This window comes from Methylomonas sp., from assembly GCF_023228165.1.
GTDB lineage: Bacteria > Pseudomonadota > Gammaproteobacteria > Methylococcales > Methylomonadaceae > Methylomonas.
Genome location: NZ_JALOBS010000021.1, coordinates 20,210 through 32,853 on the forward strand (window position 1 = coordinate 20,210; position 12,644 = coordinate 32,853).

The 12,644-nt window shown below is 45.5% G+C and carries 14 protein-coding genes; 1 reads left to right on the top strand and 13 read right to left on the bottom strand.

The window, feature by feature from the left end:
• Nucleotides 1-2: 2 nt before the first annotated feature.
• The 13 genes from M0R33_RS15765 to M0R33_RS15825 all read right to left on the bottom strand — a co-directional run bounded on the left by M0R33_RS15765 (nucleotide 3) and on the right by M0R33_RS15825 (nucleotide 11,211).
• Nucleotides 3-764 (bottom strand): WbqC family protein, encoded by a 762-nt coding sequence (locus M0R33_RS15765; RefSeq protein WP_292571264.1) that lies wholly within the window; start codon nucleotides 762-764, stop codon nucleotides 3-5.
• A complete protein-coding gene (locus M0R33_RS15770; RefSeq protein ID WP_292571267.1) occupies nucleotides 761-1,876 on the bottom strand; it encodes a DegT/DnrJ/EryC1/StrS family aminotransferase in 1,116 nt (371 codons plus the stop codon). Before M0R33_RS15770 ends, M0R33_RS15765 begins: the two co-directional genes overlap by 4 nt.
• Nucleotides 1,873-3,096: a class I SAM-dependent methyltransferase gene (locus M0R33_RS15775; RefSeq protein WP_292571271.1), complete on the bottom strand. Its 1,224-nt coding sequence runs from the start codon at nucleotides 3,094-3,096 to the stop codon at nucleotides 1,873-1,875. Before M0R33_RS15775 ends, M0R33_RS15770 begins: the two co-directional genes overlap by 4 nt.
• Nucleotides 3,093-3,644: a dTDP-4-dehydrorhamnose 3,5-epimerase gene (rfbC, locus tag M0R33_RS15780; protein ID WP_292571274.1), complete on the bottom strand. Its 552-nt coding sequence runs from the start codon at nucleotides 3,642-3,644 to the stop codon at nucleotides 3,093-3,095. Before rfbC ends, M0R33_RS15775 begins: the two co-directional genes overlap by 4 nt.
• Entirely contained in the window at nucleotides 3,641-4,720 is a 1,080-nt protein-coding gene (gene rfbG / locus M0R33_RS15785) for a CDP-glucose 4,6-dehydratase (protein WP_292571277.1), read from the bottom strand. Before rfbG ends, rfbC begins: the two co-directional genes overlap by 4 nt.
• Nucleotides 4,717-5,484 carry a glucose-1-phosphate cytidylyltransferase gene (gene rfbF, locus M0R33_RS15790; protein WP_292571280.1) on the bottom strand — a complete coding sequence of 256 codons (768 nt, stop codon included), beginning with the start codon at nucleotides 5,482-5,484 and terminating at the stop codon, nucleotides 4,717-4,719. The genes rfbG and rfbF overlap by 4 nt, the downstream gene beginning before the upstream one ends.
• Nucleotides 5,481-6,770, bottom strand: coding sequence for an ABC transporter ATP-binding protein (locus tag M0R33_RS15795; protein WP_292571283.1), 1,290 nt, complete (start codon nucleotides 6,768-6,770; stop codon nucleotides 5,481-5,483). The genes rfbF and M0R33_RS15795 overlap by 4 nt, the downstream gene beginning before the upstream one ends.
• Nucleotides 6,771-6,781: 11 nt before the next feature.
• Nucleotides 6,782-7,603 carry an ABC transporter permease gene (locus tag M0R33_RS15800; RefSeq protein ID WP_292571286.1) on the bottom strand — a complete coding sequence of 274 codons (822 nt, stop codon included), beginning with the start codon at nucleotides 7,601-7,603 and terminating at the stop codon, nucleotides 6,782-6,784.
• 259 nt (nucleotides 7,604-7,862) lie between these two features.
• Nucleotides 7,863-8,288, bottom strand: a complete 426-nt coding sequence (locus M0R33_RS15805; protein WP_292571289.1) for a DUF86 domain-containing protein — start codon at nucleotides 8,286-8,288, stop codon at nucleotides 7,863-7,865.
• A complete protein-coding gene (locus tag M0R33_RS15810; protein WP_292571291.1) occupies nucleotides 8,281-8,700 on the bottom strand; it encodes a nucleotidyltransferase domain-containing protein in 420 nt (139 codons plus the stop codon). Before M0R33_RS15810 ends, M0R33_RS15805 begins: the two co-directional genes overlap by 8 nt.
• Nucleotides 8,701-9,107: 407 nt before the next feature.
• Complete coding sequence (locus tag M0R33_RS15815) at nucleotides 9,108-9,548, bottom strand: nucleotidyltransferase substrate binding protein (RefSeq protein WP_292571294.1); 441 nt, start codon at nucleotides 9,546-9,548, stop codon at nucleotides 9,108-9,110.
• Complete coding sequence (locus M0R33_RS15820; protein WP_292571297.1) at nucleotides 9,545-9,841, bottom strand: nucleotidyltransferase domain-containing protein; 297 nt, start codon at nucleotides 9,839-9,841, stop codon at nucleotides 9,545-9,547. Before M0R33_RS15820 ends, M0R33_RS15815 begins: the two co-directional genes overlap by 4 nt.
• Before the next feature lie 224 nt (nucleotides 9,842-10,065).
• The gene (locus tag M0R33_RS15825) at nucleotides 10,066-11,211 is read right to left on the bottom strand and encodes an alpha/beta hydrolase (RefSeq protein WP_292571300.1); all 1,146 of its coding nucleotides are present in this window, start codon (nucleotides 11,209-11,211) and stop codon (nucleotides 10,066-10,068) included.
• 147 nt (nucleotides 11,212-11,358) lie between these two features.
• On the opposite strand from M0R33_RS15825, the gene M0R33_RS15830 reads away from it, so the two are divergent.
• Entirely contained in the window at nucleotides 11,359-12,528 is a 1,170-nt protein-coding gene (locus M0R33_RS15830; protein WP_292571303.1) for an EAL domain-containing protein, read from the top strand.
• Nucleotides 12,529-12,644 lie beyond the last annotated feature (116 nt).

Here is a 12,644-nt window from a genome sequence, read left to right on the forward strand (position 1 = left end):
TTTCAATCCTTGTCTGCTTGTGTTTTCGCAATAAAGTCGTACCAATCAACCGGGGCACCCTGAATGAGCTTCAACCCATCCTTGCCGCAATTCGCAATCAGATCGAGCGCACTGACATAAGGGGTGAACTCGCCATGAAGCTGTGGATAAGGCTCTAGCACATAGCCTATATATGCAACATCCATACCTTCTTTTTCAAATCCCTGGTGATCTAAATAATTGCGAGCACCATGTCCGGTTAGATAGTAACCCGCATTCAGGCTAAGGCAAATATCTATCAGCCTTCTTGAACTCGCACCTTGAATTTTCATAGCTGACGAAAACAAGAATTCTTTGCTTTCCCCTATCGCAGAAAAATAGCTTACGAGAGCGCTAGTCGAAGCTGATGACAATTCGCTAATTCGGCTATAGCTACCTGCAAATACATCATGCACCAGATCTAGCATTTCTTCTTTGTAAGGCGCACTTGCATAAGCTTGTTTTAACTGACTGATGTGACTTCGCTTCCAATCTTGCGAGTTATCAATCCTGACCTCATTTATGAGTTGCCCTCGTTTCCAGTCAAGCAATGGCACTGTCAACCAACGGATACCATGTTTCGTCTTGATCTGCACACGGTTAAAGAAACCACGCGAGAATTGCACGTCATCGTAATAAACAAAAATATCGCAAAGTCGTATCTGTTGAAGCATTCCAACCCAAGGAAAATACATGGGTTGAGAAACTACAACACAAGGTGACGCACATCTCTGAGAATCAGTCATGCCATTTCCTGGGTGACTTTTCGAATTACGCTTACGACACGAACAATCTCATCGTCATTCATCTCGTGATAGCTTGGCAGGTTGATCGCTCGCTCTGGTATCGACCATGCGTTCTGGTTACTTTGCACGGGATCAAACATAGGTAAGCTGGACAGTGGCCAGAAGAACACGCGCGCATCAATATTTTCTTCATCAAAAGCGGCTTGCAGTTTTTCCCGCGTAATACCGGTTTCGCTCGTAAAAACGGTGGTCGGCATCCAAGCCCCATTAACAATCCCATCTGGCTCAGGATTTAATAAAATACCTGGCAAACCTTTGAATTGCTCGCGATAATAACTGAAAATTTCATGCTTACGATAGATCAACTCTTCAATACGCTCCATTTGTCCACAGCCAATCGCCGCTTGAATATTGGACATTTTGTATTTGTATCCGACCATATCCGGCCAGAACTGCTTGATTTGGCCACGGGCACGACCATGGTTGCTCAACGTCAGTACATGCACGTATAAGTCTGGATCGTTGGTGACAAACATCCCTCCCTCGCCGGTGGTTAGCGTTTTGGTGCCGTGAAATGAAAAAGCTCCAAACTTCCCCATAGAACCGGCGCGTTTGCCATGATACACAGAACCAATTGCTTCTGCCGCATCTTCAATCACTGAAATACCGTATTTTTCGCCAATTTCGAACAATCGATCCATCTCACAAAGATTTCCGTAAAGGTGAACAGCAACAATCGCTTTGGTTCGGGGGGTAATTGCTTGTTCAACCAAATCCGGATCAAGGCACCAAGAATCCGGAAGAATATCGACAAAAACGGGCTTTGCTCCCAGATGAACAATAGGCGCAGCAGTGGCGATCCAATTGGTATCAGCCATGATAACCTCGTCGCCTGGACCTATTCCCAATGCCGCCATACCCATATGCAACGCACCGGTACAACTCGATGTGGCAATGGCATATTTGACACCTAGATGGGCTTTAAACGCCTCTTCAAAGCGGTTGATATAGTCGTAGCATTTGTCGCCCCAACCATTCGCCGCCGCGTCGGTGGCGTAGCGGACCTCCAATTCGGTGATCGAAGGTTTGGTGTAATGTATGCGCGGCTTCATTGAATCTCCAATTTTGGCACTGCGGTGACAAACTTAGCCCCAAGTTCAGCTAATTTTGCATTTTGGGTTTTGACCTCAGCTGCAATATTCCAAGGTAGGATCACCAAATAGTCGGGGCGCTCTGCAAACAGCGCCTCGGGCGACAGAATTGGAATATGACTACCCGGCATGAATTTGCCCTGCTTGGAAGCAGCGGCATCACAAACAAATGGCAATAAATCAGGCTTTATGCCGGCGTAATTGAGTAAGGTATTGCCTTTAGCGGCTGCACCATAGGCGGCTACTGTTTTCCCTAAGCGTTTTTGTTCGATCAAAAAACCAAGAAAATCATCTTTGACCCGATCCGCTTTAACCTGAAAGGCATGATAGGTATCCAGGTCGCGCAAACCTTGTCGCGCTTCTGCAGTAAGTACAGCATCGACTGCGGAAGTGGCTGAAATTGATTTTTCCGCATGGCAACCATAAATGCGCAGGCTTCCGCCGTGAGTTGGCAATTCTTCCACATCATAAATCCGCAAACCGGCTTGCTGAAAAATCCGGTTAACCGTCCATAACGAAAGATAAGAGAAATGTTCGTGGTAAACGGTGTCAAACTGGGTATGTTCGATGAGGCGCATCAAGTGCGGAAATTCCAGTGTGATAGTGCCATCGGGTTTAAGCACGGTTTTAAGCCCGGCCGTAAAATCGTTGATATCCGGGACGTGCGCAAAAACATTGTTGCCGATGATCAGATCGGCCTGCTTTCCTTCGGCAACGAGGCATTCTGCCAGCTTTTTACCGAAAAATTCGCGCAACACCGGGACACCTTGCTTCTCAGCGGCAGTAGCAGTGCTATCGGTTGGTTCTATGCCGAGACAGGGGACCCCTGATGCAACAAAGTTTCTGAGCAAATAGCCGTCATTGGAGGCAATTTCGATCACCTGACTGTTTTTGTTTAGTCCAAGCCGCTCGGTAATCATACTGACGTAACGCGCAGCATGATCCAACCAGCTTTTTGAAACGGAAGAAAAATAGGCGTAATCGTGACTAAAAAGCTGGTCGGCCTCGGCGTAATCTTCGGTTTGCACCAACCAGCAATGCTCGCAGACAAACAATTTAAGCGGGAAATACAACTCGGGCTTGTTTAGATCGGCAACCGTTAAATAGGCATTCGAAGGCGGCGCAAACCCCAGATCAAGAAAAACATGTTCGAGTGGGGAGTGACAATGTCGGCAATTCATAGTTTGATTCCGAAAAAATCTTGAGGGATCAAGGCATGTTGGCGATCGCGAACGGAAAGATCGGTTACCGGCAATGGCCAGGTAATGGCTAAACGGGGATCATCATGGCGCAAACCAGCCTCAGCGGACGGCTGATAAAAAGCGGTATGTAGATAAAGCAATTCGCTTTCGGACTCCAATACCTGAAATCCATGGGCGCATCCTTCTGGGATCACCATCATCTTAGGGCTGTCCGCACTCAATTCCTCGGCATGCCATTGCAGAAAAGTGGGCGAATCTTGACGCAAATCGACAGCAATATCCCATACACGCCCGTTTAAACAGCGGATTAGTTTCATTTCCGCATGCGGCGGATGCTGGAAATGCATACCACGCACCGCGCCTTTAGCATTGGTAAGGGAATGGTTGATTTGCACTATTCGCCGAGTGCCAATAAGTTCGTTTAGTTCCTGCTCGCAATACAAACGTGAAAATGCGCCGCGATGATCCTTAAACACAGCACTTTCGACGATGACGACGCCTGATATTTTTGTTTGACGAAGGTTCATGAGGACGCCCACCCAACTCCAGCCATTTGAGCAGAAGCGATATAATCGGCCAATTGTACCTCACTGGACAGCTGGCCATTTTGATAGTAATGACGATACCATTGACCTGTTGCTTCAAGTGTTTTATCGAAATTCCAAACAGGTTTCCAACCTAACAGGGTTTTGGCTTTAGCATTATCCAGGTACAGTAAATTCGCTTCATGTGGCTGAGGTTGATCAGTAGTTTGCCAAGTCATTTCCGGCCAGTTCGCTTGCAAACCCGCCAAAACGTCTGCCACAGTCCGGTTTCCTTCGGTTTCCGGGCCGAAATTCCAGGCATCAGCCATTTCTGTTTTACCTTGCAAAAGTTTTTGTCCGAGCAAAAGATAACCGCTGAGCGACTCTAGTACATGTTGCCAAGGCCGCGTCGCAGATGGCGAGCGAATTAGTAGCGTTTTTTGTTCCGCCAACGATCTCACCAAGTCAGGGATCAGTCGGTCTTCCGACCAATCACCACCGCCAATTACATTGCCGGCCCGAGCAGACGCCAACAACGGTGCTTCGGCATGATGAAAAAAAGCCTTACGATAACTATTGACCACCAGTTCAGCCGCAGCTTTAGATGCGCTATAAGGGTCATGCCCGCCTAGGCGATCACTCTCCCGATACCCCCAGGCCCATTCTTGATTTTCATAGCATTTGTCAGTAGTCACCACCACGATCGCTTGCAAGGTAGCAGAATGTCGACAGGCTTCCAACAAATTGGCGGTTCCCATGACATTGGTAGACCACGTTTCGAGGGGTTCTCGATAGGAACGTCTGACTAGCGGTTGCGCGGCGAGATGAAAAACAATGTCCGGCTGAAATTCTGCAACAATTTTTGCCATTTCTTCCGCATCGCGAATGTCATGCAAATACTGCGGAATATCAATACTAAGCAATTCCCAATGATTGGGCGTACTTTCAGGTGGCAACGAGTAACCAAAGACATTTGCACCCAGCTTGGTTAGCCAAAGCGCTAACCAACTACCTTTGAAGCCAGTATGCCCGGTTACCAAAACCCGGCGTCCTCGATATTGCTCACCAAATAATTTCATGTCCATACTTTCCAGGGCGGAATGGTATTCCAAAGCTCCTCAAGATGGTTTTTGTCACGCAATGTATCCATCGCTTGCCAGAACCCAGTATGTTTAAAAGCCAATAATTGAGCTTCGGAAGCAAGTCTTTGCAATGGTTGCGATTCCCAACTGGTTTGATCGCCCTGTATGTAATCGAAGACATCCGGCTCCAACACAAAAAAACCACCGTTTATCCATGAACCATCACCTGCTGGCTTTTCTTGAAAGTGATGCACCAAATTACCCTGTAAATTCAGCGCGCCATAGCGACCTGGGGGTTGGATGGCGGTTACAGTAGCGTATTTTCCAGCTTTGCGATGAAAGGTAATTTGTTCGGCAATATTGATGTCCGCAACTCCATCGCCATAGGTAAAACAAAACGTCTCATCGCCGACATAACTTTGCACTCGCTTAAGTCGTCCACCTGTCAATGTTGATTCGCCGGTATCAACTAATGTCACGCGCCAAGGCTCGGCATTTTTTTGGTGAACTTCCATATTGTTATTTTCCATGTCAAAAGTGACGTCAGACATATGCAAAAAGTAGTTAGCGAAATATTCTTTAATTACATATCCTTTGTAACCCAAGCAGATAATGAAATCGTTAATCCCGTAGTGGGAATAGATTTTCATCAAGTGCCAAAGAATGGGCTTTCCACCGATTTCAATCATCGGTTTAGGTCTGAGGTGTGATTCCTCACTAATACGGGTACCTAATCCACCCGCAAGAATGACTACTTTCATTTAATATCCTGGTGAATATTCCAAATTAACTTGGGCCGTACTACACCAGGAATCATTCCAGCATAGCCGTAACGGTTTGAACTTTCATCCATTGGATCAACCACATTGAAAGTTAGGGCATTTTGGTCAAAAAAATCAACCTCGAATGAACCTGAAGTTAAATAAGTGGTTAAGGCCAATCCTACAAAATACGCCCCTTCATTCAAAAGATTACTTGGAACTTTACAATCTGCAATATAATCACCGGGAGTCGTAACAGTAACCCCATCAGCATTCGATACAAACACACAGGTACCATTTGCAGCTGAAAAATGAAAGTTTGGCACACATTTTCCATCAACCGGCTTCTTAATCTTATAACGCATTCGTACAACTAACTGCTCATGAATAGATATATCTGAAGCGCTACTTAAGCCAATTAATTCACCATTAATTAATGCCGCCCTATCACTCTCAAATAATTTGCTTGCTCTAACATTCTGTTCATTTTGTTTTTGATAGTAATGCAAAACAGCATCTGAAATCCGTCCCTGGAATACTAATCGACCAGCCTCAAGCATAATTCCTTTTTGACAAAGGTTAGAAATCATCGCCATATTGTGACTAACAAATAAAACTGTGCGCCCTTGGTTGCTAACCTCCTCCATTTTACCCAAGCACTTTTTCTGAAATTGCATGTCACCGACAGCCAGAACTTCATCAACTATCAATATTTCAGGCTCAAGATGCGCGGCCACGGCAAAAGCGAGACGAACATACATGCCGCTACTGTATCGCTTGACCGGGGTGTCTAAAAATTTTTCTACCTCCGCAAACGCTACTATTTCATCGAATTTCTTCTGAATTTCAATTCGAGACATTCCTAAAATAGCACCGTTTAGGTAGATATTTTCCCTTCCGGTTAGCTCGGGGTGAAAACCGGTGCCGACCTCCAATAGACTAGCCACTCGGCCATTGATTTCAATGCGTCCCTTAGTAGGTTCGGTAATGCGGCTTAGAACTTTTAGTAGCGTTGATTTTCCAGCACCATTACGGCCTATGATGCCGACACGATCACCCCGATTAATCTCGAACGATATATCTTTTAGCGCCCAAAATTCTTCAATTTCGTCACCCTGCACAATCGCTTGCCCCCGAAACATATCACGAGTTTTACGGGCAAGATTAATCGCATTTCTAGCCATCACGTCACGCAATGAGGTATACCTCTCACCTTTAGCGGTGTTATGCCCGACAAAATAGGATTTACTTAAGTTTTCTACAGAAATAGCAAAATCTTTGGTCATTCGTTTATCTATTAAATTAAATCGGCAAAGCTCTTTTCCATCTTGCGAAACTGGCGTATACCAAGACAAAGAAAAAAAACGATGACACCCCAACTGATCATAAAAGCATTCCAATCAATGGGTGTTTGTCCGCCAAGCACCGCCCAACGAAAACCATCGATGACCCCTACAACAGGATTGAGGGAATAAAGTAGCCGCCATTGTTCAGGCACCACCAAAGAGCTAAAACCTACCGGCGATACGTAAAGCCCAATTTGTACAATAAAAGGTATGATGTAACGAAAATCCCGATATTTTACATTAAGTGCAGTGATATATAACCCAGGACCAAGACTGGCAAGAAAAGCCATAATTACAAAAAGTGGCAAGGTCAAAATTTGCCAACCAGGTAAAAATTGATAATAAATCATTAAGCCAATCAGAATAACGAAACTTATCAAAAAATCCACGAAAGACACAACAACCGCCGCCGTTGGTACTATAAGCCGAGGAAAATATACTTTGCTAATAAGGTTGGCGTTACCAATAAGACTATTAGATGACTCAGACAATGCCGTAGAAAAAAATTGCCATGGTAATAGTCCGGCAAAAACCATCAATGAATAAGGCGCTGTCCCTTCGGTTGGTAATTTAGCGATTTGACCGAAAATTACGCTAAACACTATCATAGTAAGAAATGGCCTAATTAGCGCCCATGCCAGACCGATTATGGTTTGTTTATATCTTACTGAAATATCGCGCCACGCCAATACATAAAAAAGTTCACGGTAGCGCCAAAGATCTCGCCAGTAATGGCGCTCGGCCAAACCGGGTTCTATTACAAGGGTTTTCATTTAAGTTATAAAATTAGTTATAGACAAAGCAGTGGGTTTTGTTGATAAGCCACTAACGAATATCAACACAGCGAAGAAACAGGGTCAGAACCCTATGATTTGCTGCCAATACTCAATCCTCCGAAATATAGACTGGATTTCCACATCCCACACTCGACAGTTTAACCTTGGCATGAAACAAATGACCCAAAATACAAGCATCAAACATTCTTTGCTAACTCAGTGCTTTCAGACTCCGTTCAGAACCCTTCCCAAGGATTTAATCAGCGATTGATTCTTGCAATACCGTTAATCCCTTATTGGCAAACTCAAGCAATTCGTTATAAGCCGTTTTTTTGATTACAGCCCTAATGATGTCAGGTTCTATATTGAGATAATCATGTACTAGCGCATTTCTCATACCAATAATTTTGCGCCATTCTACATCATTCACCGCCTCAACGCCTTGTTGAGATAGTTTTTCGAACGCCGCATAGGCATCGGCAGGTGCTGTTTTATAAAAAACGTAATTCCAATGTTTGGCGATGCCGATACAGGCTTCTATCAACACTTGCAAGGTGCGCTCAGCTGCTCGATATTCGTAACGACTTAATTCCCGTTGATTAATAATATCCGTTAATCCTTGCAACTCGCTTTTCAACTCAGCAAGATGCTCTCGCATCGAAAAAACATAGGTATCATCCATTTCTGATACTCATAGCCTGTTGTTTTTTATAGTGAAAAAGGTAATCTATCTCCCATTTCGACATGATGCGCTGCAACTCTTGGGCGAGACGATAAGTATTTTTACAAAGCCACAATTCGCCGTTTTTTAGCACAGACATGGCTAGCGGAATGGGTGCGGCATTGATGTCCAATACACTCAATTTTCCCTCAGGCAAATTTAATGTGTGCAGCCAATCCAAAGCGAGTAACTCCGGCCTTAATCGACGCTCGACCACATCGTTTTCCCAGGTTTTAAACGCAACCGCCAAGTCGATATCGCTGTTCTCGTGCGCACTGCCTTTTGCATACGATCCATATAGCCAAAGCAACTCTATGTTGTCATTTGATTTTGCCAGCTGAATTAACTGGGCTTTTAAATCGTTAAAATCCATGCTGTTTTTTCGCGCGGAACGGGTAGCGTCCAAATAAGCCTTTTATTGATGTCACCATTTTCAATCATTTCAAGTAATTGACAACAAAAAGTGCAGCGGAGGCGATTTTAACGCCAGCGACCACAACACAAACCGCCGCTGTCTCTGCTACATATCTTCGAACCGTTTCCCACTATTTTTGGGCAATTTACTCCATAACCGTAGGATCGATTCACGCGGTATGATGCGGCACCAAAAATCATTCAACAGGTGCAAGCAAATAGATGCAAAGTCTTTTACCAAATACAAAGGGCCATTGTCCCTTAAAGCCTCAATCACCCGTTCAATTCAAGCCACTAATCAAATCACTAATCTTTTTCAAACCGGCCAAGCTTTCGCCTCTGTCAATTATATTTAGCCATGGCTTTTTATATTTTAAGCAGATCATTAACCTTATCGTTTAATAACGCCAGTTCCCTGTAAAAAACCGTCCTGACCAGCAAGTACATTTCAGCTATTTTTTCTGGAATATAGTCATGTACGATTCTGTTGCGCACATCTCGCATATCCAGCCAAATATCAATATCGGAAATAAGCCCAGCTTTCTCCATTTGGTGTAAGCTGTCTCTTAGCGTCTGGCTTTGCTGAGCTTGCATGTAATATTCATAGGTCCTAAAGAGCTTGATCGCTACTTCTACAATACGGATAAACCGATCACTTAACGCATCAAAAGGCTCCAATTCGTCTGCAGTATAGGCTTTATCCACTTCAAAGCCCGATGTTTTATTAATACTGGCACTCAGCAACAGAAAGACTTTTTGGTATTTTTGCGCAGCAATTGTTAGCTGCTGAATATCTAGCTGATTCATAAATCGATGAGCGCTTCCTTATCAATTGACTTAACAAAAAGCGACTGTTCTTCCGTCATGGCTTGGGGATTTATAACGACCACATCGATTTTTTCTTCGCAATTTTTAAAATAATCCCGGGTAAATTTTAGAGACAATTCAAAACTAGGTTGCTGAGAAAAAATTAACACATCCACATCACCGCCGTGGGCGTTTTCATTTAGCCGCGAGCCAAACAAAAATGCTTCATCATCAGGATCAAGATGTTGTAAGGCTTGTTTCAAAGCGTATCTTTGAGATTTATCGAGGCGCATTTAGATTTAATAAAACGCTTAAGACTATCGAGGCACAATCGGGCTAACATTCAATCAATTATCTATTTCAAAACAAACACATCTAAGTAATTGCGATTTGCCATCTACTGTAAGGCCGGGAATAGTATCACAGGATATGATAAATCTAACCTCCGAGATGTTATTTCAGCCAATTGTTGGACGAATTAGACAAGCACCGGTCGCCAACGCCCCCACAATCTCCTCTACTTCTTCAGCGTCCAAACATTCTCCAAAGTGGCACTTCGCTGCCTCTCCCGGCGACTATCGCCCTGCTCCCAGCCATCGATACTGGCCCTAATGTCGGCCGCCACCTTGCCCGCCAGATAATAACTATGCTCGACTATGCCATGCACAACCGGGGTGCAGTCGATTTGATGCACTTTGTTGTGCAGCAAGGCTGGATGCGCGGCGCCCGCGCCTCCCAAACGCTCCGGATTACCCTTGCTATAGTCGGAGATCACCATCGCGGTATCCTGCCGATTATGATAAAGCGATATGTTACGAGCAATCTGGTCGATTTTTTCCAGCGGCTGCCCCGCCTCCATAACGTTATCGTCCACATCGGGCGCGCATAGAAACACGTGTTCGAAGATACGCGGCAAGCTATTGCCCGGCGTAAAGTCCGTAATTCTGGACAAGGCACTTTGCAATAAAAAATTGCCCATGGAATGGCACAGCAGATGGATATCCTGGCCACAGAGCTGTTTGCCGCCTTTTTTAGCCTTATCGCGCAAATCGGCCAGAAAATCGCGTAATTTCAAAAAGCCGCGCCCCACGGCAGCACCGGAACCGACGGCCTCCGAACGATCGGATTTATAAGATACCCACGGCAACGCCAAGCCATCGGAAGGCCAACTGAATAAAACCACTTGCACTTTTTGCGCTTCATCCCGGGTTGGGGCGTTTCCCAGCATCAATTGCAACGCCAATGCCGAACCTACCGCATCGTTCCAGGCCACATTAAAGCCATGGATATAAATCAACACATCGCTGCTGCTTTGCATGTCCTGCATCAAATCGGCAAACATGGCTTTGGAACCCAATTTAGTATTGGCCTGGGCTTGTTCGGCAATATCCGCTTTGATGGATTCCTCATAGACGACAATTTCGGCTTCCTCCGCGCATCCCGCCAGATAAGCAGCCAACTTTTCGCCATCGCCGGCCCCGCAATCTTTCAACGGTGCATTCAGATATTTTTGCACCGTCTTGTGGTCCGCATTGACCCTCATAACCCCAAAACGCAGATTCTCCATGCCGTCGTCGCTAAATTTCTTCCCGTAACTATCCGGGTGCCAACGCGACCCCTTATGCTTACGGTTTGTCGCATAATAGAGCTTATATTCGAACATAAAGCCTCCTTTTAGTTAATAATGAACCATAATTACGCTCACGCGAAAAACGGATCATTAAAGCGTAGACCGGAAATACGCGTTTCGCCCAATTCTAGCTCAATAACCCGAGACCCCACATGACAATAGAGGCTAGTTAAATCTCATATGGAATCCACAATCAACCTATTCCCGCATTTTCAACCCATCGTCAGTGTGGCCAACGGCAAAATTATCGGCTATGAAGCACTAGCCAGACAGCTGGACGCCAACAACAAAATCATCTCCGCCGGCGCGCTGTTTTCCTCGCCGAATTTAGACGAAAAACAACGCACCGAGCTGGATCGGCAAGTGCGCTGGCAGGCTTTGCAAAAATTCGCCGAGCTGGACAGCAACACTTATTTGGCGATCAATATTTCCGCGGCCTGGATCAATAATCTGCGCCATCTCAATGCGCTACCCACCTTAAAGATGCTGGAAGAACTCAACATCGATCGTCAGCGCATCATTATTGAAATCACCGAAGACCATGCCGACCTGAATAAATTAAAGGAAATCGTCAAACGCTACCGCAAGCAGGGACTGCGGGTGGCATTAGACGACTTTGGGGCCGGTTCGTCGCAATTACAGCGGGTACTGGCAATACATCCGGACATCATAAAAATCGACATGCGCTTATTCAAGCAAGCCACCAAAGGCGGTCTTGCCAGCGAAGTGGTACATCTGATGACCCGACTGGGCAAACGTACCGGCTGCCAGATTATTTGCGAAGGCGTGGAAACCGACGAGGAGTTTTTGTTCGGGCTCAGTTGCGGTGCGCAATTCATGCAAGGTTATCTGTTTTCGCCCGCCCAAGCCGAATTCAAACAGCCGCAGCTTTACGAACAACACATCATCTCGTTACGTAACAAGTTCCTGAAAAATACGGTAACCAAACTGCAAACCAAGGTCGCCGCCATCAACACCACTAAGGAACTTATTTACCGTTTATCCGAAGTATTACAGGGCGATTTTAATTTGAACGAATTGGCTAGCTGGAATTTCGCCCAAAGCGATGTTGTGCGTTTTTATTTGTGCGATAACCAAGGCAATCAACTCTCCCCGGACTTCAGTTTTTTAGAAAACCAATGGTTTACCGACCCTCGCAAAATTGGCTTCAATTGGTCCTGGCGGCCTTATTTTTTTCAGCTACTGGCCCTGGAAGCCGCGGGCGACCGCAACCGCATCGTCACCTCGGAGCGTTATCGCGACTTCGCCAGCGACTTATTATGCAAAACCCTATCCTTGCGTCTGGATCCAGACCGCATATTGCTGGTAGATATCGTTGCCAATGAATAGCTGACCTCGCGATTTCAACCGGAAGCGGTTCGGGCCAGTGGTCACGCCCGCTTGCCCGGCTGGAATTTGGCTGCCGACGATACCTGTCAACTGCGACTGTGTTATATCGTATAAAC